Genomic DNA, 23,902 nt, shown 5'->3' with positions numbered 1-23,902 from the left:
GCCGAAGAGGAGCAGCTGAATGAGAGGCTCGGTGAGCGGCGGCTGCTGCGGGAGGTGGTCACCGAGGAGGAGATCGCCTCGATCGTGTCGCGGTGGACCGGTATCCCGGTGAGCCGGCTGCAAGAAGGTGAACGGGAGAAGCTGCTGCACCTGGACCAGGTGCTGCACGAACGGGTGATCGGGCAGGACGAGGCGGTCCAGCTGGTCGCGGACGCGGTGATCCGTGCCCGGTCCGGCATCAAGGACCCGCGCCGCCCGATCGGGTCGTTCATCTTCCTCGGCCCCACCGGTGTCGGCAAGACCGAACTGGCCAAGACACTCGCGCAGGCCCTGTTCGACACCGAGGACAACATGGTCCGTATCGACATGAGCGAGTACCAAGAACGCCACACCGTCTCCCGGCTGGTCGGTGCCCCGCCCGGCTACGTCGGCTATGAGGAAGGCGGCCAGCTCACCGAGGCGGTCCGCCGCAAGCCGTACTCGGTGGTGCTGTTCGACGAGATCGAGAAGGCCCACACCGACGTGTTCAACCTGCTGCTGCAGGTCCTCGACGACGGCCGCCTCACCGACGCCCAGGGCCGCACCGTCGACTTCCGTAACACCGTCATCATCATGACCTCCAACGTCGGGTCGGAATACCTCCTCGAAGGAGCGACCGCCGGCGGGGAAATCACCCCCGACGCCCGGGCACGGGTGATGGCCGACCTGCGGTCACGGTTCCGGCCGGAATTCCTCAACCGGGTCGACGAGATCGTGCTGTTCAAACCACTCACCCAGACCGAGATCGAACGCATCGTGGACCTGATGTTCGACGAACTACGCCAACGGCTGACCGACCGGCAGATCAAGCTGCACATCACCGAACAAGCACGCCGGCTGATCGCCCTGGAAGGCTTCGACCCCATCTACGGCGCCCGCCCCCTACGCCGATTCATCTCCCGAGAAGTCGAAACCCGCATCGGCCGCACCCTCCTCGCCGGCGACGTCCACAACGGAGCCGTGATCACCATCGACGCCCACAACAACGAAATCACCGTCACCTACCAAAACCCCACCCCCGCCACCCAACCCCAAGCCGCCTGAGGCGGCCCGGATCTCCACCCCTGAACGGAAGAAGTGACATGCCGGTGACCGTGGACCCCCACCTGGAACAGATCCGCCCGGTCGAGCCCCGTACTCCCACCGGATGCGAGGAGTGCCTGCGGCTGGGGTCGCCGTGGGTGCACCTGCGGCTGTGCCTGACCTGCGGCCACGTCGGCTGCTGCGACTCCTCGCCGCTGCGGCACGCTCGCGAGCATGCAGGTGAGGCCGACCACCCGATCGTCGCGTCGTACGAACCGGGTGAGGACTGGCGCTGGTGTTTCGTCGACGAGCAGTTCGTCTGACCCCGCGCCCTTGAAGAGCGCGAGGACCGGCGGTCACTCCTCCTCGGCGCCCGTACCGACCAGCACCGATCGCACGCCGGTCACCTCGGTGAGCTGTGCGGCGAGGTCGGCCACCGGCGCGCTGCCGTAGAGCTGCAGCGCCACCACCACGTCGCCGGTCCGGGCGCTCGGGTCGTTTCCGCCGTCGCGGTCGGCCGGGGTTTCCCGAAGGTGGCCGTTGCCGCGGCCCTCGTCGGCCGGCTCGGCCAGCAGGTCGCCGCGTTCGATCGTCACCTGGCCGACCTCGAAACCCCTGCTGGTACAGGCGACCAGCGCACGCCGGAACGCACCGCTGCCGTTGGCGTAGACGATGCGGAGCTGAACGGCGCCGCGGGCACCGGGCAGCCGGCCACCGAGCGCGGTGAAACCGATGATGACCGCGAAATGCGCCGCCGTCGCCGCGACGGCCACGACCACCATGCCGGAGCCGGCGGCCGCACCCACCGCCGCGGTCACCCAGACCACCGAGGCCGTGGTCAGCCCGCGTACGGCGTCGCGTCGGACGAAGATCAGCCCGCCACCGATGAACCCGATGCCGGACACGATCTGGGCGGCGATCCGGGAGGGGTCCAGCGAGACGTGCGGGCCGAGCACGTCGGCGAAGCCCCACTTGCTGACTACCATGAACAACGCCGATCCCATGCCGACCAGTGCGTGGGTGCGCAGGCCGGCCGACTTCTGCCGGATCTGGCGTTCGAGCCCGATGAGCGAGGACAGAGCGAACGCCACCAGAACCAGCAGAACCTGCACCCACACCGTGTGACCGTCGACCATCCGGCCAAACCTATCGGACCGGCCCGAATCAGGTGGCTCGGCTGGTCACCTCGTTTACTGGCCTCTTTGGTTGTTCCGGGTACGCCGCCGCCAGTACGCCACGGTGACGGCCGCCAGCAGGGGACCCCACAGCAACAGCGGGGCGTAGCTGCCCACGAAGACGACGAGCCGCCAGCCGTGCTCGGCGATCGGGTCACCGGGCGGGGCCGGGTGCCCCAGCGAGGCGTGCAGGCCGGCGAACACCTTGGTCCACAACACGGTGAGCACCGTGGCGCCCAGCGCGGCCGGAACGACCGCGGCCGCGGTCGGCACCCGCCGGCCCCGGAGCCCGGGCACCCACCAGGGGAAGACCTCTCCCCAGCGGGCGACCAGCCCGACGGCGGTGAACGCCAGCAGTTCGGACACCGCCGACAACACGACGACGTACACCTCGTCCGGCATGCCCAGGGGCTGCCCTCCCCGCGGAGGGTCGGTGACGATGGGCAGGTGGAACGTGACTGCGGCGATGCGCCACAGGCTCGACGGTAGAACGGTGAACGGCACGGCGTACGCGGCGATCAGGACCCACCGAGGTACGCCGGGAACGGGCTCGTGGGCCGCGCGCCAGGCGGCACGCAGCCGGGAGGACCGGCTGGACTCTTTTGAACCAACGGCCACGTAAGTGCTCATGAGCCGACCATCCCATCCGGGCCGCGGTGGTCGCCCTGCCCGCGCGGAGGAAACCACTCCCTCCACCGAGGGAGCTTCGGGCATCCTTGTCCGGTGAGTGACGTGGCCGATCACGACGTTCCCAGCCCTGGGCAGTGGGGTCCGACGCCGCGGACCGCCGTGGTCCTCGACATCGACGTACCGCAATACCGGGTTGACACCGAGCCCGACCACCGAGGCGTCGGCCACGTCGTGGACGCGGAGTTGCGCAGACACTTCCTCGGCCGCACGGTCGTCGTACGCGGGATCGGTGCGCAGCACCATCCCGGACGGACCGTCGGCGAACTGGTCGATATCGTCCGGCGTCTCGGGACCGACCGCTACGACCCCGCCCGGGTGGGCGACCGCTACGACAACCTGCAGAACAAGCACATCGACTTCTTCGCGTTCCGGCGCAAGGTCACCCCGCGGATGCGGTTGTTCGAGGCGATGAGCTGGGGCTTCTACCACTCGTCCATCGCCGTGCACGGCGCGCCGGTCCGGCTCGACCTGTTGCTGGTCTACGACGCCGCACAGCTTCGCGAGGTGGTGCACCAGTACGAGGGCCGGGAGGACCGCAAACGGGACGGCTACGTGTTCCGGCACCCCGGCCGTAAGCCGGAAGCCCTTCTGGGCATAGCGAAACTGTCACGCTGACAGGGCGATTCGCTCAGCGGGCTCCGCTCACCAGCGCGGGCGTTTTCCGCAACAGCAGCGTGAGCGCACCGGTGGCGGCCAGCAGCACCGTGGCCAGCGTGACAACGCCCGGCCATCCGGCGCCGGTCCAGGCGCGACCGGCGAAGGAGCCGAACACCGACGAGCCGAGATAGTACGTGAAGAGATAGAGCGACGCGGCCTGGCCGGTGGACACACCGCCGGCGTGCGCCCGCGCCGGAACCCACCCGCTGGCGACGCCGTGGACGGCGAAGAACCCCCCGGTGAACACCGCCAGTCCGAAGATCAGCAGCGCCAGCGACGACGACAGCGTGAGCAGTGCGCCGGCCACGGCCAGGAGGCAGGCCAGGGGCAGGACGGTGCGGCGTCCGTACGTGTCGGCCAGTCGCCCGAACGCCGTGGAGCTGACCGACCCGACCGGGTAAACGAGGAACACCAGGCCGGCAGCACCGAGTCCGAGCCCGAACGGCCCGCCGGTGAGCCGGAAGCCCATCGTGTTGAACACCGCGACCAGCGCGCCCATCGAGCAGCCGCCCACGCCGTACAGCGCGAGCAGACCGGGATCGGTCACCGCGCGCAGGCTCGTCCGGGCCAGCGCGCGCAGGCCGGTCTGACGGGGAACGAAGTGGCGGGACGGCGGAAGCAGGGATCGTACGGCGAGTGCGCAGACCAGGCCGAGGCAGGCGGTCGACGCCAGCGCCCACCGCCAACCGGCGAACTCGGCCACCGACGAGGTGAGCAGCCGGCCGGCCATGCCGCCGAGCGCCGTACCGCCGACGTACAGGCCGGCCGCTCTGGCATGGGTGGACGGGTGCAGTTCCTCCCGCAGGTAGGCGGTGGCGACCGCGGGGAGGCCGGCGAGAACGGCGCCCTCGGCGAGCCTGGACGCCAGCAGCGCCGGCCAGCTCGGTGCCAGCGCACCGGCCGCCGCCACCACGGCGGAGGCGGTCAAAGACAGATGGATCAGCCGGGTACGCCCCACGACGTCGGACAGTGGACCGGCGACCAGCAGCATGACGCCCAGTCCCGCGGTCGTCAGCGACACGGTGAGAGTGCTGGCCGCGGTCGACACGTCGAACCGCGTGGCGAGTTCGGGGAGGATCGCCTGCGTGCTGTAGATGAGCGCGAAGGTCGCCAACCCGGCGGCGAACAACGCGCCGACGACGCGCCGGTACCCCGCGGTCCCCGGCCGGTGGCCGTGCTCGGTGGGTGCCTCCACGACAGCGGTCATACGTCCGACTGTGCGCCGCCGAGGGACATACGTCCAATGCCGGAAACGTCGACATCCCATACGTGAGACGTATGATGACGCCGTGCAGCTTCGCGATCTCGCCTGGCTCGTCGCCCTGGCCGACCACCAGCACGTCACCGACACCGCCGCGGCCCTGAACACCAGCCAGCCCACGCTGTCGCGTGCCCTGGCCCGGATGGAGGCCGAACTCGGCACCCGGGTGTTCGAGCGTGCGCCGGACGGAGTGCATCCCACCCCTACCGGTCAGCTCGTCCTCGATGCCGCGCGCGACCTCACCGCGAGGTACGGCCAACTGCTGGCCGACCTCGCCGGTGTGCTGGACCCGGACACCGGGGTGGTGCGGCTGGCGTTCCTGGATTCCATCGCCTCGTCGCTGGTCCCGCGGGTGCTGCGTTCCTTCCACGAACACGCGCCCGGTGTGCGGGTCATGCTCAGCCAGGAGCCGGCGCACGAGATCGTCCGCGACCTGGACGTCGGTGCGGTCGACCTGGCCATCCTGTCCCCGCGGCCGGCCGGCGACTTCGGCTGGCGCCCGTTGCAGGAGGAGCGGTTGGTGCTCGTGGTGCCACCGGGCCACCGGCTTCGCCGCCGGAAGCGGATCGCGTTGCGGGAGCTGGCGGGCGAGGACCTCGTCACGACCCCGGTCGGCTTCGGCTTCCGCGCTCTGGTGGACACACTGCTCGGCGACGCGGGCGTGTCACCGGCGATCTCGTTCGTGAGCCAGGACCTCGCCACCATCGAGGGACTGGTCGCGGCCGGGCTTGGGGTGGCGATCGTTCCCGAACCCTTCGCCGGGCAGTCCGGCACCGTGGGCATCGCCATCGCCGCCGAGTCCGCCCGGCGCACCATCGGCCTGACCTGGCGTACGGACCGGGCGCTGTCCGCACCCGCGCGACGGTTCCGGGACTTCGTCGCGGCCTCCGCGACCTCCCCACGCTGACGAGTCAGCGTCCTGCCGGTCGGTAGACGCCGACGAACACTCCGGTGCCGGTCGTGGCCGACTCGACCAGGCTGAAGTCGTACGCGTCCGCACCGGTTCCGGCGAACAGCCGCCGGCCCGAGCCCAGCACCAGCGGGTGCACCATCAGGACGAGTTCGTCCACCAGAGCGTGCGGCAGCAGTGACCGGAGGAGTTCCCCCGCACCGAACACCACGAGATTGTCGGCCGTCTCCGCCCGCAGCCGGGTCACCGCGTCGACCGGATCTCCCTTCAGCAGAACGGAGTTCTGCCAGGGGAGCGGATCGGTCAGCGTGCTCGACACGACGTACTTCCGCACACTGGTGAGAGCCTCGGCCATCGGGTTGCGTTCCTGAGCGGGCCAGTACGCCGCGAACTGGTCGTATGTCCGGCGCCCGGTCAGCAGCGACCAGGCGTTCCCCATCCGCGCCCCGATCACCTTCTGCATCATCGGGTCCTGCCGCCGGGCCGCCCAGCCACCGTGGGCGAAGCCGTCCCTCCGGTCCTCGTCCGCGTCACCCGGTGCCTGCATCACGCCGTCGAGGGTCAGGTGTTCGACCGCGATGACCTTGCCCATGCCACGTCTCCTTCGACCTCGGCCGGCTCTGGTCAGGTTTCGCGCCGGCGCCTCACCCTCCACACGAACGACGAGGGCCCGCATCGACACCCGCGGCGCCCGAGGGCGAACGCAACGCCTCGAACGCCGTCCGCGACCGCCTTCAACGGCACCGTGAACGACATCGGCATCGTGTGGACGCCGAAGGGCACGATCCTCCTCCTCTCCGTCCCGTCCACCAGGGAGACGAAGGGTGTCGAGGCCGACCAGCGGGTGCTCTCCGACGCGGCCCGCCTGCTTGCCGGTGCCCTCTCGCCCGGTGAGTCCCGCAGGAGGTGAGGAGCCCGCTCGGTGACAAGGGCCGGTTGACAGAGGCGGCGAAAGGCGGTCGGTCTCGGCCGACAAAAAGAAAGGGCAAGGAGCGTCATCTCCTTGCCACTATCAAGATATAGCGCACCTGGGGGCTTGCCGCAAGACCCACGTCATGCTGCAGAATCTCCCGCCGAAGCCAGAACCAGGTGGGGGGATTCATGATCGACGTGATCATTGCCGGCGGTGGACCGACCGGCATGATGCTGGCGGCCGAACTACGGCTGCGCGGCGTACGCGTTGTCGTACTGGAGAAGGAGGAGACGCCGACCCGCATCGACCGGGCACTCGGCCTGCACGTGCGCAGCATCGAGGTGATGGACCAGCGCGGGCTGCTGGAACGATTTCTCACGTACGGCAAGAAGTACCAACTCGGCGGCTACTTCGCCGGTATCCACCAGCCGTGGCCGGATCGAATGGACTCCGCTCACGCCTACATTCTCGGTATCCGGCAGACCATCACCGACCGGATCCTGGCCGAGCACGCGGCCGAGGTCGGCGCCGAGATCCGGTGGGGCACCGAGCTCGTCGGGCTGAGCCAGGACGACCACGGTGTGACGGCCGAACTCGCCGACGGTACACAGCTGCGATCGGGCTTTCTCGTCGGGTGTGACGGCGGGCGCAGCCGGGTCCGTGGGCTGCTCGGTGTCGGCTTCCCCGGCGAGCCCGCCGGACACGAGTGGCTGCTGGGCGAGCTGGAGGTCACGGCGCCGCTGGAGGAGGTGACCTCGGTGGTGGCCGAGGTCCGCAAGACGCATCACGGGTTCGGTGTCGGGCCGATCGGCGGCGGGGCCTACCGTGCCGTGGTTCCCGCCGCCGAGGTGGCCGGGGACCGACTGGTTCCGCCCACCCTGGAGGAGATCAGGCAGCGACTGCGGGTGTACGCCGGCACCGACTTCGGGGTGCACTCGCCGCGCTGGCTGTCCCGCTTCAACGACGCCACCCGGCTGGCCGAGCGCTACCGCGTCGGCCGGGTGTTCCTGGCCGGCGACGCGGCGCACGTACACCCGCCGCTGGGAGGGCAGGGGCTCAACCTCGGTATTCAGGACGCGTTCAACCTGGGCTGGAAGCTCGCCGCCGAGATCGACGGCTGGGCGCCCGCGGATCTGCTGGACAGCTACGCCACCGAACGGCGTCCGGTGGCCGCCGACGTACTGGACACCACCCGGGCGCAGTCGGAGCTGACCTCCGGTGAGCCGGGCTCGCAGGCACTGCGCCGGCTGATGGCGCAGCTGATGGAGTTCGAGGAGGTGAACCGCTTCCTGATCGAGAAGATCACCGCGGTCGGAATCCGGTACGACTTCGGCGAGGGGCACGAACTGCTCGGCCGCAGGCTGCGGGACGTGGAGCTGAAGCACGGCCGTCTCTACGAGCTGATGCGCAGTGGCCGGGGGCTGCTGCTCGACCAGACCGGCCGGCTGTCGGTGGCGGGCTGGGCGGATCGGGTGGACCACGTTGTCGACGTCAGCGAGGAGGTCGACGTGCCCGCCGTTCTGCTGCGCCCGGACGGCCACGTGGCATGGGTCGGCGACGACCAGCAGGATCTGCTCGGCCGGCTGCCGACGTGGTTCGGCCCCCCTGTCAGCTGAGCGGGTCCGGCCGCTTTCCTTCCTCCGTTCTCGGTCAGGCCAGACCGAGAACGGAGGGCGGTAGCGTGATGTCCGGAACGAGTTCGAGGAGCAGGGCGCGGACGCGGGTGTCGAGGTCGGCGACGACGCGGCGAACCGAGGCCTCGTCCTGACCGCCGGGGTCGTCGACGGGCCAGTCGACATATCTGACGCCGGGCACGTACGGGCACTGCTCGCCACATCCGAGGGTGACGGCCACGTCGCTGGCGAGGACCGTCTCGCGGGTGAGCAGCTTGGGGTGTTCTCCGGAGGTGTCAAGCCCGAGTTGCTCCAGGACCGCCGCGACCTCGGGATGGATGTGCTCACCGGGTTGCGTGCCGGCGGACACCGCGACGACACGGTCACCCGCGTAGTGCTCGGTGAGGACGCGGGCGGCCACGGACCGGCCGCCGTTGCGTACGCACGCGAAGACGATCTGAGGGCGTTCGTTCATGCGGACTCCTTCGACAAGCGAATACGCGGCATGCGTCCGGGACCACTCCCCGCCAGTGTCAACGGGAACTTGCCAGCTCATTGTTCGGCGCCTGGTCGTGGAAGAAGCGGCGTGCCCACAGGCTCACGTAGACCAGGCCGACCAGGACGGGGACCTCGATGAGCGGTCCGACGACCCCGGCGAGGGCCTGGCCGCTGGTGACGCCGAATACCGCGATCGCGACCGCGATGGCGAGTTCGAAGTTGTTGCCCGCGGCGGTGAACGCGACCGTGGCCGAGCGGCCGTACCCCAGGCCGACTGTGCGGGAGAGCAGCATCGATCCGCCCCACATGAGCGCGAAGTACATCAGGAGAGGGACGGCGATGCGGGCGACGTCCAGGGGCTCGGAGGTGATTGCCCGGCCCTGGAGCGCGAACAGGATGACGATGGTGAACAGCAGTCCGTACAGCGCCCACGGCCCGAGCCGGGGCAGCAACCGCGACTCGTACCACTCGCGTCCTCGTCGGCGCTCACCCAGCCGGCGCGTGAGGTAGCCGGCCAGCAGCGGAATGCCGAGGAAGACGACGACACCGGCGGCAATCTGGGTGGGAGAGACGTCGATGCCGGTGGTGTCCAGGCCGAGCCGCCCCGGTAGCAGGTTCAGGTAGAACCAGCCGAGCAGCCCGAATGCCAGGACCTGGAAGACGGAGTTGACCGCCACCAGTACGGCGGCCGCCTCGCGATCCCCGCACGCCAGGTCGTTCCAGATGATCACCATGGCGATGCAGCGGGCGAGCCCGACGACGATCAGGCCGGTGCGGTATCCGGGCAGTTCGGGAAGGAACGTCCAGGCCAGGGTGAACATCAGCGCCGGGCCGACCAGCCAGTTCAGCACCAACGACAAGACCATGGTGCGGCGGTCGCGGACGACGTGGCCCATCTCGCCGTAGCGGACCTTCGCCAGGATCGGATACATCATCACCAGCAGGCCGAGGGCGATGGGCAGGGACACCGAACTGACCTTGATGGCGTCCAGGACGCCGGCGATCCCGGGCACCCATCTCCCCAGCAGCAGCCCGGCCACCATCGCGAGACCGATCCAGAGGGGGAGGAGCCGGTCCAGGCGCGAGAGCCCGCCCACCACTGCATGAGGTGCTGCCTCCGTCGACCGCGCGTCGACCAGAGCGGAGGTCTGCGGGCTCAACAGTTCTCCTCAGTGCCTTGCCGGTGGGACAGCGGCCGATAACATATCAACCGATGATGACATCACCGATCGCTGATGCCTCGGCCGGCTCCCTGTTCAAGGTGCTCGCCGATCCGCTCCGCCGCCGCATCGTCGAACTGCTGACGCAGGAGCAGCTGTGCACCTGCCACCTGGTCGAGGAGACCGGCGCCGGCCAGACCACCATCAGCAATGCCCTGCGGCTGCTCCGGGAGGCAGGTCTGGTCGAGGCCGAACCATGCGGCCGGTTCACCTACTACCGGCTGCGCCCGGAGGTGCTGCACGCCCTGGCCGGCGAGGTCGCCCAGCTCGCAGCCGACGCCGACGCCGCGCAGACCCGCAAGCGGCCCTGCTGACCTCTCCGCCTTGTGGCGCCTCAGGCACGCATACGCACACGCCAAACGGGCACACCTCACTGGAGGCGGGCCCGTTGCGGCCAGGCGATCGACGGGAAGCGGAACAGAGTTGCTAGCCGGTGCAGCACGCTCCAGCGCCGCCGTCCGGCACAACGGCCGGCTGGCCTTCAGTAGTGGAGGTGTTGCCGGAGCCGCCACAGCAGCCGCCGTCACCGGTCTTGACTGGTTCAGTCGCCGCGGAGGCCTGGTCGCCGACCGCGACGTCGGCCGTCGACTTGCCTTCCAGCTCCGCTCCGGCGTCGGCGAGAACGACGTAGTTTTCCCAGCGCTGCCCGTCCGGGCCGGTGACCCAGTGCTTGTCCTGCCGGGCGTAACAGCAAACGACGTCGCCTTCGGTGTCCAGGGTCAGGCCCGCGGCCTCGAGCCGGTTGGCCTGCGCCTCGACCTCTTCCATCGACTCCCGTTCGACTCCGAGGTGGTTGAGGGTGCCGGTGGCTTCGGGGTTCTCGAACAGCACCAGCTTCAGCGGCGGGTTGTCGACCGCGAAGTTGGCGTACCCAGGACGGCGCTTGGCGGGCTCGGTGTCGAACAGTGTGGAGTAGAACTCCACGGCCGCGTCGATGTCGGCGACATTGAGGGCCAGCTGAAGACGGGACATTGATGCTCCTGGTCGGATCAGTGGGATCGATATGGCGTTCGTCGTCAGGCGCAGCAGGGAGTGGGCGACTTCCGGGTCGCCGTCGTGGGCCGTCGCTGCGGCGCTGAGCCCTGCAAGAGACCGCCGGCGGTGCGGGTAAGCCCGGAAAGTCCGGCTCCGAAGTGGGCCCGGCGCTCCACGCGCGAAGTCCTGCGCCGAGCCTCGGCCGCGCGGAGCAGATCATCCCGGTGTGCCTGCGCCACGGCTTCCACCATGATCGGGTGCATGAGCCTTCTCCTTCGCCTCGGCCGGGCCGTCCCGGGCCGCGACATAGATACTGGTCTATGCAAAGCACATTGACAAGCGTCTATCTCAACTTCTTCGGTGACCCGTGAGTCCGTTCGCCGCCCACCGGTGAGCTGATAGATGGCTGCCTATCTCGTGGCACTATGGGTGACATGCCGAAGCCGCTGCCCGTGATCCAGCCCGTGCCAACCGCGGCCGCCTGCTGCGCTCCCCTCACCGCTGCGCCGCTGACCGCCGAGCAGGCCGAGGAACTCGCCGTACGGCTCAAGGCGATCGCGGATCCGACCCGGCTACGGCTGCTGTCCCTGATGCTGGCCAGCCCGGGCATGCAGGCATGCACCTGCGACCTCACCGAACCGCTCGGGCTGACCCAGCCGACCATCACCCACCACCTGCGCAAGCTCGCCGCGGCGGGCCTGGTCGTCCCCGAACGACGGGTCGGCAACTTCACCTACTACCGAGTGGTGAGCGACGCACTGACCGGCCTCGCCGGCATCCTCGCCCCGGTCACCGCCGCCTGAACTGGGGACGCTTGACACCCCGGCCCGCCGGCGCAGACTGAGGCCAGCCCTGCAGCCGGCGGGGGTTTCAACCTGAGGGTGCGGGAGCCGCGGATGGACCGGCAGTCGATACATGCGGAGATGGAGCAGGCCCGGGCGACCTTCCAGGCGCTGGTGTCGCAGGCATCCCCTGCCGCCCTCGACCGCGCCTCCGATGGCACCCGGTGGACAAACCAGCAGTTGCTGTTCCACATGCTGTTCGGATACATGATCGTCCACAGACTGCTACCGCTGGTGCGAACACTCGGACGACTGCCGGACGGTTTCAGTCGGCGGTTTGCCCGCATGCTCAACGCCACCACGAGACCGTTCCACGCCGTGAACTACCTCGGCTCCTGCGGCGGCGCGCTCGTGTTCCGCGGTGCCCGACTGACCAGAAAGTTCGACAAAACGGTGGCAGCACTACACCGCAACCTCGACCAGGAGACTGACGACGCCCTGGCGCGGGGCATGCACTTCCCCCTCGGCTGGGACCCGTTCTTTGCAGACAAGATGAGCCTGCTCGACGTCTACCACTTCGGCACCCAGCACTTCGACTTCCACCAACAGCAACTGACCCTCCAGCCACCCGCCGCGTAGGAGCCCTCCGGGCCGGGCGACGGCTGGCCGCACCGCAGACGCCTGCCAACAGGGCCTCCGTTGGAGCAAGCCGGCCGGTGGGAGGTTCTGGGGTGGCCAAGGGTCGGCGCGGGCGTGCGGTTGAGCTTAACGGCAGCACCCCAGTCCAACGCCGGAAGACGAGACGGCTGGAAGTGAGTTAGAAATCGAACGCGTGTTTGACTTCTCGGCTAACCTAAGGGCTGGGCCGGGGGCCCTGGATGCGACTGATCCAGGGCGGGGGAGTCGACTGCGATCCGGGGTCCCCATGCTCATGCTCTGCCGCCTCGGCGGCTTCGTCCTCGACCTCGGCGGACACCGGATCGATCCAACGTGCTTGAGGCTAGGCGAGGGAAGTCAGGGATGGTCGCCCCGGCGCCGGTCGACTCCATCCTGCCTCCGTATGACCGACTCCAGTCGGTGCTGCGCGAGCCGAGGAGACCCTTGCGCCTCTCTTTCGCGAACGCTGCGAGATAGCGAGACACAGCCGGAGTCAGTGAGACATGCGCCGACGGGTGCGCAGGGGCGTCATCCCAGGTCAGAAGGCTGCCAGCGACAGATCGTCGCAGGTGGTGCGAGTGCGCCCCCGGTAGGATTCGAACCTACGCACACGGCTCCGGAGGCCGTTGCTCTATCCCCTGAGCTACGGGGGCTCGGGGCGGAGACAGATTAGCAGGGTCTGTCGGTGGCTACGCTGGCGCGGTGCTTCCGGACCGGTTGGCCGACCAGATCGGCCGCGTTCTCGACCTCCTCGTGCGGTCGGGACGTCTCCCGTCGACAACCTCGATCCCCGGCCAGATCCGGGTCGAGCGTCCGTTCCGGAACGCGCGCGGAGACTACGCCAGTCCGGTCGCGTTGCGACTGCCCGGAGCCGCCGGCAGTACGCCGGACCAGGTGGCCCAGTTGGTCGCCGACGGACTCGCCAACTGCCCGGAGGTGGCTCGCGCCGAGGCCGCCGGCGGGTTCGTGAACGTCGTCGTCACCGACGCGGCCCTGGCCGAGACGGTCCGCGAGGTCCTCGCCGCCGGTCCGGCGTACGGCGAACATCCGGTGATCTTCGCGCCGCCGGACGGTGAACTCGGCCATCGGGCGCAGTTCGCCCACGCCCGGCTGGCCGGACTGCTCCGGGCCGGGTCGGCGCTGGACGTTCCGTACGATCCCGATCGGCTCCACGCCGCGGTCCTCGCGGAGACTTCGGTTCGCCCTCTGGTGTGTGCCCTGGCCGAGCTTCCACGGGTCGTGGCCCGGGAGAACGCTCGCGCCTTTCAGGCGTACCTCACCGAGATCCTTTCCTGGGTTGAGGAATTCGAGGTTTCGGTCGCGGTCCTGCCGCGCGGCGACGAACCGGCCACACCGGCCCACGGCACCCGGATCGTCCTGGTGGAGGCGGCCCGGATCGCATTGGCGAGCGCGTTGCGCCGTTATGGCCTGTGCGCTCCGGAGCGGCTCTGAGGCCCCGTCCGCCTGCTTCCGCCGGTTCGTGCCCGTCGCACCCCGCCCCGCTTGGCTGAACACCGCGCGAACCCAGCCCGAACCTCCCACCAACCGCTTGTGAACCGACCTGCGGGATGCCGCGACGGCGCGCTCCCCGGTCGGCCGCGAATCCGGACCCCGGCCGCGCTCCGTCGATAGTCTGCAGCCGACGGAGCACGTTCCTGCGACGCGTGCCGAGAGCCGGAGTACGAACGACATCCGGGGGATTGTGGACGTTCCATGACAGAGGTCCTGCTCATCGTCGTCTCGTTGACCGACGTACCCCGCCTGCTGGGACTCGTGGATCGGCTCCGCTCCGCCGGGCTGACCATCCGGGTCGCGCTCGCCGTCCCGGCGTCGGGCGCCGCCGCGGAGGTGGAGGAACAGCTCGGCGGAGAAGTCGCCGAGGTCCGGCTGGTCCGGATGAACCTCAGCGGCCGGCGCGGCGGTGTCGCCCCGGCGCGGTTCTCCCGGCGCTGGGCCAAGGTGGTCGCCCGGAACCTCGTCGTCCGCGGCGGGGTCCGGGTCACCGACGACGAACGCCGCGGCTGGCTGATGGTGCGCTACGACCCGTGGATCCGCCGGCGGGCACGCGTGGCCGACCTGATCCTCGCGGCCGACCAGGGCGCCGAACGCTCTGCCGAGCTCGCGGCCGGCCACAACCGGGACGCCGTACGCCTGACCGCCACCGACCCGGCCCTGGAGGGCGTGCTCGCCCAGCTCTCCACCACCGTCCCCCTGCGCCGGCTGCTCCGGCAGGGTCTGGCCCGCACCACCGCAGAGGAGGTCGTCCTGGCCTGGAAGCGGGTGGTCGCGGACCCGACCGAACCACACCTGCGCGACCTCGCCGGCGAGGCGGTGAGCGTCGTGCAGGCGCTGCGGCGAGGCCACGCGTTCGAGGAGGCGGAGGTGGTGGCCCGGGCCGCGCAGGGCCTGGACCTGCCGCCGGTGGACAGGGCCGCGCTGCGGGTGGAGCTGGCCGCCAACCAGGTCGCCGCGGGCGAGTATCCCGCGCGCGAACTCGCCGAGGCGGTCCGGGAACTGCTGGGGTTCGCCGACGAGGCGCTGCGCGCGGGCGACCTGGAGGCGGCCGGCCGGATGGCGGTCCAGGCGACGGACGCGGTCCTGCACCGGGAGCTGCATGCGGACGTGCTGGCCAGCCCGCTGCTCGCCGACCCGGAGGGCTTCCTCGCGCCGCTGCGGGAGTCCCTGACCTTCCGGGCGCTGCGGGCGCCGTCGGGGTCGATGGCCTGGGTGCTGCGTGGCGGGAGCGATCCCGCGTCGGCGGAGCTCACGGAGGTATCGGGGCCGTTCGAGTCCTCCGAGTCCGCGGAGCGTTCGGAGCTCCCAGCCTCCCTCGCCCCGGCGACCACCCTCGCCGGTCCGCCGCCGAGACTGCCCGGGACGCCCGCGCCGTCCCGCGTGCTCGTCGTACCCGGCGACTATCCGCACTTCACCCAGGGCATCATCGGCGCGCTGGCCGAAGAACCCGACCTCGAGGTGCGGGTGCTGAACCTCCGCGAGCCGGGAGTACGCCGGCGCTACCAGCGGGGCGCCCTCGTCCTGGACCGGTTGCGCGACGCCGTGGGCCGTCCGGTCCCGGCACCTGCCCAGCCGGACGCGGACCTGCTGGAGTGGGCGGACACGATCTTCGTCGACTGGTGCGACAACGCCGCCCAGTGGGTCACCATCCACGCGCCGCGGACGACCCGGCTGGTGGTCCGTTTCCACAGCCTGGAAGCGATCTCGCCCCAGCCGCACATGGTCGACTGGTCCCAGGTGTCGGAGGTGATCTTCGTCGGGCAGCACGTCCGCGAACTCGTCGAACGCGCGGTGCCCGAACTCACCCAGGTACCCGGCCGGCACGTGGTGCCCAACGAGATGCGGCTGGAACGCTTCGGCCTGCCCAAGCGGGCCGGCGCCGAGCGCACCCTGGCCATGGTCGGCTGGGCGCAGCGGGTGAAGGATCCCCTGTGGGCGCTGGAGGTGCTCGCACGCCTGCGGGCGTCGGACCCCACGTGGCGGCTGCTGCTGATCGGCCGCGACTTCTCGCGGCACCAGCACGCCGGTGCGCTGCGCTACCAGGACGAGTTCCGCGAGCGCGCGGCCGCCGATGACGTACGCGACGGCCTGGTCTACGTCGGCTACACCACCGAACTCCCCGACGTGCTGCGCGACGCGGGGTTCGTGCTCAGCGCGAGCCGCCGGGAGGGCTTCCCGGTGGGGCCGACCGAGGGGGCCGCCTCCGGCGCGGTGCCGGTCGTGCGCGACTGGCCGATGTACGCCGACTACGCGGGCGCGGGTGGGATCTTCCCGGCCGAGTGGGTGGTCCGCAGCCCGGAGGAGGCGGCCGAGCGGATTTCTGCCCACGCCGACCCCGTGCGCCGCGCGGAGGCCGGGGACGCCGCACGGCGTCACGTCGTGGAGCACTTCGACTGGCGGGTGGTGGAGCCTGCGTTCCGCGTGGTTCTGCTCGGCCCCGAATCCGAAGCCCGCGGACTGCCGGAGTAGCCGGATCTGCCTGTCAGGCGTCCGACCCATCAGGCGCCTGAGCCATCAGGCGTCTGGCTCTCAGGCCGTCCGGCCGCTCAGGTCGTCGCGATTCCCGGGCGGCGGTGCACTCGGCACGCGGGACTCGCTCGCGGCCGCGGCGAGCTTGCGCAGCACGTCCTGGGCGGCGCTCACGTCCCCCACGGGTGACAGGTGGTCCAGCGGCCTGGTGCTCATCGGGCTGCACTCCTCGACCAGACCCCACACCGGCCGTCCACTGCCGGCGTAGTCGCTCCACTTCGACGGCAGGTAAGGGTTCCTGGCGTGCGTGTCCGACGTCAAGGCGTCGTTGACAACGAGACAGTCGAACTTCGAGGCCAGGTTGAGGAACGCGAGGTAGCGCACGTACGGGTTGATGCGTACCAGTTCAGTGATCCCCAGCTCCGTGACGTGGGCGCGCAGTGCGTCGGCCTTGCCGGTGAAGACGTGCAGGCGGATCCGCTCGCGGGTCGCCGGGTCCAGACCGGCCAGGGCCGTGAGCACGTCGCCCAGGCCGCGGGTCGCGTAGAAGTTGCCGAAGTAGCCGACGTGTGCGATGCCGGGCTCCAGGGCGTACGTCTGGCCGGCCATGGCGTAGAAGGCCGGGGGGAGGGTGGGATGTGCGGAGATGACGGCCTTCTCCCGGACGGTGGCAACGATCTGCGGCACGGGCGTGTAGCTCAGCATGTAGTCGAGCTGGTTGGGGTTGGTGAAGACCAGCCGGTCGGCCAGGGCGTACGCGAGGTACTCACACCAGTCCAGCACGTTGTCCGACTCCAGCACCGGCAGCCCGAGCTGCCGGATCCGTTCGGCCGCCCGGGTGAGCAGTTCGCTGTCGCCGAGCGGGGAGATCCGCGGCTGCCCCTGCACGTCGCGGGCCGCCGGGTCGGAGAACTCCGCGGTCCACGTCGCCGCCGGGTTGTGCAGCTTGTACGCCGCCGCGAGGAAGTGCGAGGCGGGCCACATCGCCCGGCTGTAGACGCGTTCGTACGGGCCCTTCTCGCGCTCGAGTTCGACGACGCGTTCCAGGCCGGCAGTGCAGTAGGCCTCGATCGCGCCCCAGTGGGAGAAGTACGTCGGTGTGTCCGTGGCGATCTCGTTCTCGACGTACGGTCCGCTGATCCGCCGGATGCTCGGGTCCTGCTCGCGGTTGCCGTCCATCGCGTTGAACACCGCGTCCACGATGTCTCCACGCTCGCGCACCCGCTTGGCCATCACCACCGCGCTGGTGTCGTTGTAGGGCGCGAAGCAGTAGGCGACGGCGAGCGCACGGGCACGTCCGCGGTTGAGCCGGTGGTACGGGAAGTAGTCGAACGCGTGGCGGTCCAGGGCGGCCACCACCTCGGCGTGCTCGTCGGGATGGACCCGCAGGTGGGCATTGAGCCGGTCGACCTCGTTGTCCACGCGGGCACGGACCAGCGCGAGGGCCTCGGGGGCCGCGCCCCGGGCGAGCACGTCCAGGCGGCGCAGGAGCTCCATCCGGGCGGCAACGCCGGTGACGTCGATGACGTCAGTGGCGGTGCCCGTGCTGGTGCCGGGGCATGGTCCAGTGACCAGAGCAAGACGGAGTTGACAGTCAAACGCCGCGACCAGCGTGGCGAGGAACAACGTGTCCGCGTGAGCGGCGAGCCCGGTGCCGTCGCCGGTGTCGGTGCTGGGGCCGGCCTCGGCATCGTGGGCGCGTGCGGCCGCCCGGCGGGCGACGCCGGTCGGCACGAGGGTGCCCGCGACGGAGGTGGGCAACCGCGCCTCCGCATCCGCCCGCTCCGCCGGGACGACCACGACGTTCGGGCCGGCGGCGGTGAGCAGGGCGGCGCAGAAGTCCGGCGCCGGGCGGTCGGCGGCGTCCAGGAAACAGGTGAAGTCCGTGCGGGCGGCGGCCAGTCCGGCGTCACGGGCCGACACCGTGCCGGCCCGGGCGGAGTCGATGAGTCGCGCGGCCGCCACCTGCCCGTCGGCGGCGAGCCCGCGCACCGCCTCGGAGACGTCGAGCGAGGCCGGCCCGTCGACCACCACGAGCACCTCCCGGCGGTCCCCTTCCACCGGGCCCTGCTGCCCGGCCAGCGCGCCCAGGCATCCGGCGACGTCCTCGCCCGCGCCGGCCCGCACCACCACGGTCAGGCCGGGGGAGAGCCGGTCCGCACCGGACGCCAACCGCCCGGCAGACCGTCCGGTCGGCCCGGCGGTCGGGCGCGCGGCCTGGAAAGCACGGGTCCATTCGGCGACCACCGACTCGTCGACCGGGCGAGTGCCGGAATGCGCGACCCACGGCCGGTCACCCGGATTCGTCGGGCTTTCTTCTCGGTCCGTCGCCCTGTTGTTCACCACGTGTTTCCCTTTTCGTTCGTGGACGGCGCGGGTAATTGACCGCCGCGCAGTTCTCGACCACACTCTGCGGTGCCTGCCGGGGCGGGAACCCCCACTCCGCAAGCCTGCCAGGCGTTGTGACGTAGCGCGCGTACGATATCAACGTGTGGATGAATCCACTGCCCGCATTCCACCGGATGCGAGCCTGATCTACGGCGCGGTGGTCGCGTCAATTGGTGGCAGGAGGACGACGGTGCCACATTCCGCGCCCGACTCGAGGGACCTGGTCTTCGAAGATCCCGAATTCGCGGATCCGGAATCAATTGATCTCGCCGATATCGCGGCCCGGCAGTGGACCGCCGGACGGCTGCTGCTCGTGACGACCGGTTCGACGACCCCGGGGCTCGGTATTCCGTTCGAGCGGGCGACGGTCGCCGGTCCCGGCGACCTCGACGCGGTCGACCACGAGTCCTTCGACGCGGTTGTGATCGACGGCCCCGCTGTCGGAGCGGGGCGGACCACCGAGGTGCTCGCACCCGCCGTCCGGTGCCTGCGGCCGGGAGGTCACCTGGTGGTCGTGCCCACCGACCGCCGCGACGCCTCGGCACCGCCTCCGCTCGCCGAACTCGGCATGCGCTGGGTGGGTCTCGCGCTGTTCGCCGACCGCCCGTGCGCACTGCTTCGTAAGGACGCCGGCCTGCCCCGCGACCGTGCCGAGGCCGACAAGACCGAAGACACCGAAGACACCGAGGACACCGAGGACACCGAGGACACCGAGAAAGCCGCCGAGCCCGCGGACGTCCCCGGCCGGCTGGCGACGATGATCCAGACCCTCGACCTCGCCGAGCGGAGCCGGCGCGCCGACCAGCAAGCCGCGCTCGCCGACCGCGCCGACAGCGAGGCCGCCCTGCTGCGGCACCTGGCCAGACTGAGCGCCGACCTCGCCGCCGAGCACTCCGCCCGGTCCCGGCTGGAACGCGACCACGCCGAACTCCAGCGCCGGTTCGAGGCGCTCGACCGACAGCACCGGCGGCTGCGGTCGTCCAGGCTGGGCGCTCTCACCCTGCGCTACTGGCAGGCGCGGGGTGGCCTGCGCCGCCGTCTGCGCCGGACCTCCCGATGACGCCCACCCGGGCCTGGGTCCTCCTCGCACTGGCCGGCTGGTCGGCCGCGGCCGCTGCCTACTCCGTGCTCGCCCGGGCCTCGGCCGGCACCACCGTCGTCCTGGTCGCGCTCGGCCCGCTCGTCGCCGGTCTCGTGCAGGCCCACCGCCAGCACCGCACCGTGCTGGCCCGGCTCGACCGGCAGCGAGTGCTGCTCGACCGGCAGACGGCGATCCTCGAGAGCCACGCGGTCCGGTCCGAGCAGCGCGTCGCCCGCGTCGACGAGCACGTCGAGGGACTCGCCGACCTCGGCCCCTCGCTCGCCACCGACCTCGACGCGCTGCGCACGACCCTGGACGCGCTGCCGCACCGGGAGGAGTTCGACGCGAAGTTCCGGGCGACGGCGGCCGACATCATCACCCGTACCCGCAAGGGCGTGGCCGTCGACCTGCTGCTCACGTTCCGGCAACTCGAGGCCCTGCACAACCTGTACGCGCTGGGCGGCGTCGACCGGCCGATGCCGCCGACGCGCGGCTGGGCGTCCTCCCCTGACCTCCTGCTCCTGCTGGCCACCCTGGTCGAACGCGAGGAGCCGGGCCTGATCGTCGAGTGCGGCAGCGGCACGTCGACGCTGTGGCTGGGCATGCTGTTGCGCCGGTTCGAGATCAAGGGCCGCGTGGTGTCGCTCGAGCACCACGAGCCGTTCGTGGAGTCGGCGTGGGCGACGGTGCTGCGCCACGACCTCGCGGAGTACGTCGAGGTGCGGTACGCCCCGCTGGAGCCGGTCGAGCTCGACGGTACGACCTACCAGTGGTACTCCCGCCGGGCGTGGGACCACCTGGACGGCATCGGGTTGCTGTTCGTCGACGGGCCACCCGGTGAGTTGGGACGGCACGCGCGCTTCCCCGCGTTCCCGCTGCTGGTGGACAGGCTGACCCCGGAGGCCGTGGTCGTACTGGACGACCTGATCCGTCCGGACGAGCAGGAGGTGCTCGAACGCTGGCTGGCAGCACGCCCCGGCTACCACGCGGACCGCGTGAGCCTGGAGAAGAACGCCGCGCTGCTGCGCAGGACGAGCCCACCGGCACAGGGACGGACGAGCTGACCCGGGCCCGCCCTGGCCCCGGTCGCACCCGGTGCGGGCGCAGCCGTCAGGATGGTCTGCGTGAGTAGAGCCCACGAAGCCGGTGCCCTGCACGCCGGCGCCGGCCACCGTGGCCCGGCCTGGCTGGTGGCGCCGGAGGACCCCAACGCGCTGACCCCCTCCCTGTGGCCCGCCAACGTGACGAAGGGCGCCAATGGTGTCCTGTCCGTCGCGGGTGTCGAGGTCACGAAACTGGCGGAGGAGTACGGCACCCCGGCCTACGTCGTGGACGAGGACGACTTCCGCGCGCGCTGCCGGGACTTCCGCGACGGGTTCGCCGGATGGGACGTCTACTACGCCGGCAAGGCGTTCCTGTGTGCCGAGGTCGCCCGCTGGGTCGCCCAGGAGGGCCTGCGCCTGGACGTGTGCACCGGCGGTGAACTGGCGGTGGCGCTGCGGTCGGGCTTCCCGGCGGACCGGATCGCCTTCCACGGCAACAACAAGTCCGAGTCCGAGCTCACCCGCGCGCTGGACGCCGGCGTGGCCCGGATCGTGGTCGACTCCCACGAGGAGATCAGCCGGCTGGCGAAGCTGGCCGCCGACCGCGGGGTCACCGCACCGGTGCTGGTCCGGGTGACGGTGGGCGTCGAGGCGCACACCCACGAATACATCGCGACCGCGCACGAGGACCAGAAGTTCGGCTTCTCCCTGGCCGGTGGCGACGCCGCCGCGGCCGTCGACCGGGTGCTGGCCGAGCCGTCCCTGGAACTGCGCGGCCTGCACTCCCACATCGGCTCGCAGATCTTCGACAGCGGGGGGTTCGAGATCGCCGCCCGCCGGGTGGTCGGGCTGCACGCGCAGGTACGCGACCGGCACGGCGTCGACCTGCCCGAACTCTGCCTGGGTGGAGGTTTCGGCATCGCCTACACCACCCAGGACGACCCGGAGTCGCCTGCCCAGCTGGCCAACGAGCTCGCCGCGATCGTCGAGCACGAGTGCCACGGCTACGGCGTCGTCAAGCCGCGGTTGTCAGTGGAGCCGGGCCGCGCGATCGCCGGCCCTGCCGTCCTCACGCTCTACGAGGTCGGCACGGTGAAGCGGGTCGAGCTCGACGCCGGCGCGGTGCGCACCTACGTCGCGGTCGACGGCGGGATGAGCGACAACATACGCACCGCGTTGTACGACGCCGACTTCTCCTGCACGCTGGCCTCCCGGCGTTCGTCGGCGCCGCCCGCCCTGAGCCGGGTGGTCGGCAAGCACTGCGAGTCCGGCGACATCGTGGTCAAGGACGAGTTCCTGCCCGGCGACGTCCGGCCGGGCGACCTGGTGGCCGTGCCGGCGACCGGCGCCTACTGCCGCTCGCTGGCCAGCACCTACAACCACGTGCCGCGCCCGCCGGTGGTCGCGGTGCGTGCCGGGGCGGCCCGGGTGATCGTCCGGCGGGAGACCGAGGAGGATCTCATGCGGCTGGACGTATGGTGACCGTTCGCTGAGACGGCGTCTCGAATCCTGGACGCCGCGCGCAAGGATCTGCGGCGTCTTCGACACTGGACGGGCAGAACGCCGACAAGGGAGACGAGGGGCCGAAAACAGATGGTGGAGCAGTCCGCGGAGCAGCCGTTGCCGGACCGGCCCCTGAAGGTCGCCCTGCTGGGATGCGGCGTGGTCGGCAGCGAGGTCGTCCGCCTGCTCGTCGAGCACCAGGCCGACTTCGCCGCCCGGGTCGGCGCGCCGCTGGAGCTGGCCGGGATCGCCGTCCGCAGAGGTGGCCGGCACCGTGACGTCCCGGTCGACCCGGCCCTGTTCACCACCGACGCGCACGCCCTGGTGCGGCGTACCGACATCGACCTCGTGGTCGAGGTGATCGGCGGCATCGAGCCGGCGCGTTCGCTGATCCTCGCCGCCCTGGACAACGGCGCGTCCGTGGTCACCGCCAACAAGGCCCTGCTCGCCGAGGACGGCGCGACGTTGTTCGCCGCCGCGGAGAAGCGCGGCGCCGACCTCTACTACGAGGCGTCCGTGGGCGGGGCCATCCCGCTGATCCGTCCGTTGCGGGAGTCCCTCGCCGGCGACCGCGTACGCCGGGTGCTCGGCATCGTCAACGGCACCACCAACTTCGTTCTGGACCGGATGGACACCGAGGGCACCAGCTTCGCCGAGGCGCTGGAGGAGGCCCAGGAGCTCGGCTACGCCGAGGCCGACCCGACCGCGGACGTGGAGGGCTTCGACGCGGCGGCCAAGGCCGCGATCCTCGCCGGCCTCGCGTTCCACACCCGGGTGCTGGCCTCCGACGTCCACCGCGAGGGCATCACCCAGGTCAGCTCGGTCGACGTGGAGAGCGCGCGGGCGATGAACTGCGTGGTCAAGCTGCTGGCCATCGCCGAGCTCGCGAAGGACGGCACCGGCGTGGGGGTGCGCGTACACCCCGCGATGATTCCGCGCGAGCACCCGCTGGCCAGCGTGCGCGGTGCGTACAACGCGGTGTTCGTGGAGAGCGCGGCGGCCGGGCAGCTGATGTTCTACGGCGCGGGTGCCGGCGGCGCGCCGACCGCCAGCGCGGTGCTCGGCGACCTGGTGACCGTCGCCCGCAACCGCGTGCAGGGGGTGCGCGGCGCGGCCGCCTCGACGTACGCCCAGCTCGAGGTGCACCCGATGGGGGAGACCCCGACGCGCTACCACATCTCCCTCGACGTGCACGACCGCGCGGGCGTGCTGGCCAGCGTGGCGAACGCGTTCTCCCGCCACGGGGTGTCGATCCAGACCGTACGCCAGGAAGGCCGCGGCGCCGACGCGCAACTCGTGGTCGTCACCCACCAGGCGCCCGACCGTGCCCTCACCGCTACGGTCGAGGAACTCGAGGACCTGGACAGCGTGCGTGACGTGACCAGCGTCATGCGGGTGGAGGGCCTCGGCGACAGGTGAGCCGGGACGGCAGCAACGCTCCCGAACAGCGCGGTCCGGGACGAACCACTCCCCAACAGCAGGTCATCGAA

At 70.9% G+C, this 23,902-nt stretch carries 23 protein-coding genes and 1 tRNA gene; 15 read left to right on the top strand and 9 right to left on the bottom strand.

Going from position 1 to position 23,902, the window contains the following annotated elements:
- Nucleotides 1-1,083, top strand: a 1,083-nt coding sequence (locus ABZV93_RS23460) for an AAA family ATPase (RefSeq protein WP_354939635.1), incomplete at its 5' end; no start/stop codon positions are given.
- A 38-nt stretch (nt 1,084-1,121) separates the two neighbouring features.
- Nucleotides 1,122-1,385 (top strand): UBP-type zinc finger domain-containing protein, encoded by a 264-nt coding sequence (locus ABZV93_RS23455; RefSeq protein WP_354939633.1) that lies wholly within the window; start codon nt 1,122-1,124, stop codon nt 1,383-1,385.
- A 33-nt stretch (nt 1,386-1,418) separates the two neighbouring features.
- Here ABZV93_RS23455 and ABZV93_RS23450 read toward each other — a convergent pair whose 3' ends face one another.
- Together ABZV93_RS23450 and ABZV93_RS23445 are read right to left on the bottom strand one after the other, a co-directional pair.
- Nucleotides 1,419-2,198 (bottom strand): MgtC/SapB family protein, encoded by a 780-nt coding sequence (locus ABZV93_RS23450; RefSeq protein WP_354939631.1) that lies wholly within the window; start codon nt 2,196-2,198, stop codon nt 1,419-1,421.
- 54 nt (nt 2,199-2,252) lie between these two features.
- Entirely contained in the window at nt 2,253-2,867 is a 615-nt protein-coding gene (locus ABZV93_RS23445) for a hypothetical protein (RefSeq protein WP_354939629.1), read from the bottom strand.
- Nucleotides 2,868-2,960: 93 nt separating this feature from the next.
- Between ABZV93_RS23445 and ABZV93_RS23440 the strand changes: the two genes are divergently transcribed.
- On the top strand, nt 2,961-3,542 hold the full coding sequence (locus tag ABZV93_RS23440; protein WP_354939627.1) for a hypothetical protein: 582 nt from the start codon (nt 2,961-2,963) through the stop codon (nt 3,540-3,542).
- A 13-nt stretch (nt 3,543-3,555) separates the two neighbouring features.
- On the opposite strand, the gene ABZV93_RS23435 is transcribed toward ABZV93_RS23440, so the two are convergent.
- Nucleotides 3,556-4,791 carry an MFS transporter gene (locus ABZV93_RS23435; RefSeq protein WP_354939625.1) on the bottom strand — a complete coding sequence of 412 codons (1,236 nt, stop codon included), beginning with the start codon at nt 4,789-4,791 and terminating at the stop codon, nt 3,556-3,558.
- Between the two features lie 82 nt (nt 4,792-4,873).
- Here ABZV93_RS23435 and ABZV93_RS23430 point away from each other — a divergent pair, with 82 nt between their 5' ends.
- The gene (locus ABZV93_RS23430) at nt 4,874-5,752 is read left to right on the top strand and encodes a LysR family transcriptional regulator (RefSeq protein WP_354939623.1); all 879 of its coding nucleotides are present in this window, start codon (nt 4,874-4,876) and stop codon (nt 5,750-5,752) included.
- A 4-nt stretch (nt 5,753-5,756) separates the two neighbouring features.
- On the opposite strand, the gene ABZV93_RS23425 is transcribed toward ABZV93_RS23430, so the two are convergent.
- Nucleotides 5,757-6,347, bottom strand: coding sequence for a dihydrofolate reductase family protein (locus ABZV93_RS23425; RefSeq protein WP_354939622.1), 591 nt, complete (start codon nt 6,345-6,347; stop codon nt 5,757-5,759).
- A 153-nt stretch (nt 6,348-6,500) separates the two neighbouring features.
- On the opposite strand from ABZV93_RS23425, the gene ABZV93_RS23420 reads away from it, so the two are divergent.
- Both ABZV93_RS23420 and rox read left to right on the top strand, forming a co-directional pair.
- Entirely contained in the window at nt 6,501-6,665 is a 165-nt protein-coding gene (locus tag ABZV93_RS23420; RefSeq protein WP_354939620.1) for a hypothetical protein, read from the top strand.
- Between the two features lie 191 nt (nt 6,666-6,856).
- The gene (gene rox / locus ABZV93_RS23415) at nt 6,857-8,284 is read left to right on the top strand and encodes a rifampin monooxygenase (protein ID WP_354939619.1); all 1,428 of its coding nucleotides are present in this window, start codon (nt 6,857-6,859) and stop codon (nt 8,282-8,284) included.
- A 34-nt stretch (nt 8,285-8,318) separates the two neighbouring features.
- Here rox and ABZV93_RS23410 read toward each other — a convergent pair whose 3' ends face one another.
- Together ABZV93_RS23410 and arsB are read right to left on the bottom strand one after the other, a co-directional pair.
- Complete coding sequence (locus tag ABZV93_RS23410; protein WP_354939617.1) at nt 8,319-8,756, bottom strand: heat-shock protein HtpX; 438 nt, start codon at nt 8,754-8,756, stop codon at nt 8,319-8,321.
- A gap of 58 nt (nt 8,757-8,814) precedes the next feature.
- A complete protein-coding gene (gene arsB, locus ABZV93_RS23405; protein WP_354939651.1) occupies nt 8,815-9,918 on the bottom strand; it encodes an ACR3 family arsenite efflux transporter in 1,104 nt (367 codons plus the stop codon).
- Between the two features lie 74 nt (nt 9,919-9,992).
- Between arsB and ABZV93_RS23400 the strand changes: the two genes are divergently transcribed.
- On the top strand, nt 9,993-10,313 hold the full coding sequence (locus ABZV93_RS23400) for a metalloregulator ArsR/SmtB family transcription factor (RefSeq protein ID WP_354939615.1): 321 nt from the start codon (nt 9,993-9,995) through the stop codon (nt 10,311-10,313).
- A 112-nt stretch (nt 10,314-10,425) separates the two neighbouring features.
- On the opposite strand, the gene ABZV93_RS23395 is transcribed toward ABZV93_RS23400, so the two are convergent.
- Nucleotides 10,426-10,971: an ArsI/CadI family heavy metal resistance metalloenzyme gene (locus tag ABZV93_RS23395; RefSeq protein WP_354939613.1), complete on the bottom strand. Its 546-nt coding sequence runs from the start codon at nt 10,969-10,971 to the stop codon at nt 10,426-10,428.
- 437 nt (nt 10,972-11,408) lie between these two features.
- Between ABZV93_RS23395 and ABZV93_RS23390 the strand changes: the two genes are divergently transcribed.
- Together ABZV93_RS23390 and ABZV93_RS23385 are read left to right on the top strand one after the other, a co-directional pair.
- On the top strand, nt 11,409-11,777 hold the full coding sequence (locus tag ABZV93_RS23390) for a metalloregulator ArsR/SmtB family transcription factor (protein WP_354939611.1): 369 nt from the start codon (nt 11,409-11,411) through the stop codon (nt 11,775-11,777).
- A 93-nt stretch (nt 11,778-11,870) separates the two neighbouring features.
- Entirely contained in the window at nt 11,871-12,395 is a 525-nt protein-coding gene (locus ABZV93_RS23385; protein WP_354939609.1) for a DinB family protein, read from the top strand.
- Between the two features lie 599 nt (nt 12,396-12,994).
- Here the strand turns inward: ABZV93_RS23385 and ABZV93_RS23380 are convergent.
- Nucleotides 12,995-13,066 (bottom strand) — tRNA-Arg (locus ABZV93_RS23380).
- Nucleotides 13,067-13,115: 49 nt separating this feature from the next.
- Between ABZV93_RS23380 and ABZV93_RS23375 the strand changes: the two genes are divergently transcribed.
- Entirely contained in the window at nt 13,116-13,865 is a 750-nt protein-coding gene (locus tag ABZV93_RS23375) for a hypothetical protein (protein ID WP_354939607.1), read from the top strand.
- Nucleotides 13,866-14,126: 261 nt separating this feature from the next.
- Entirely contained in the window at nt 14,127-16,397 is a 2,271-nt protein-coding gene (locus ABZV93_RS23370; protein ID WP_354939605.1) for a glycosyltransferase, read from the top strand.
- Nucleotides 16,398-16,457: 60 nt separating this feature from the next.
- Here ABZV93_RS23370 and ABZV93_RS23365 read toward each other — a convergent pair whose 3' ends face one another.
- Entirely contained in the window at nt 16,458-18,740 is a 2,283-nt protein-coding gene (locus tag ABZV93_RS23365) for a glycosyltransferase (protein ID WP_354939604.1), read from the bottom strand.
- Between the two features lie 235 nt (nt 18,741-18,975).
- Here ABZV93_RS23365 and ABZV93_RS23360 point away from each other — a divergent pair, with 235 nt between their 5' ends.
- The 4 genes from ABZV93_RS23360 (at nt 18,976) to ABZV93_RS23345 (ending at nt 23,831) form a co-directional block, all read left to right on the top strand.
- Entirely contained in the window at nt 18,976-19,845 is an 870-nt protein-coding gene (locus tag ABZV93_RS23360; protein ID WP_354939602.1) for a hypothetical protein, read from the top strand.
- Nucleotides 19,842-20,930 carry a class I SAM-dependent methyltransferase gene (locus ABZV93_RS23355; protein ID WP_354939600.1) on the top strand — a complete coding sequence of 363 codons (1,089 nt, stop codon included), beginning with the start codon at nt 19,842-19,844 and terminating at the stop codon, nt 20,928-20,930. The genes ABZV93_RS23360 and ABZV93_RS23355 overlap by 4 nt, the downstream gene beginning before the upstream one ends.
- A 60-nt stretch (nt 20,931-20,990) precedes the next feature.
- Entirely contained in the window at nt 20,991-22,391 is a 1,401-nt protein-coding gene (gene lysA, locus ABZV93_RS23350; protein ID WP_354939598.1) for a diaminopimelate decarboxylase, read from the top strand.
- 111 nt (nt 22,392-22,502) lie between these two features.
- Nucleotides 22,503-23,831 (top strand): homoserine dehydrogenase, encoded by a 1,329-nt coding sequence (locus tag ABZV93_RS23345; RefSeq protein WP_354939596.1) that lies wholly within the window; start codon nt 22,503-22,505, stop codon nt 23,829-23,831.
- Nucleotides 23,832-23,902 lie beyond the last annotated feature (71 nt).

Source organism: Actinopolymorpha sp. NPDC004070 (genome assembly GCF_040610475.1).
Lineage (GTDB): Bacteria > Actinomycetota > Actinomycetes > Propionibacteriales > Actinopolymorphaceae > Actinopolymorpha.
The sequence above is the reverse complement of the archived record's forward strand: the minus strand, read 5'-3'. Positions and strand labels throughout refer to the sequence as shown.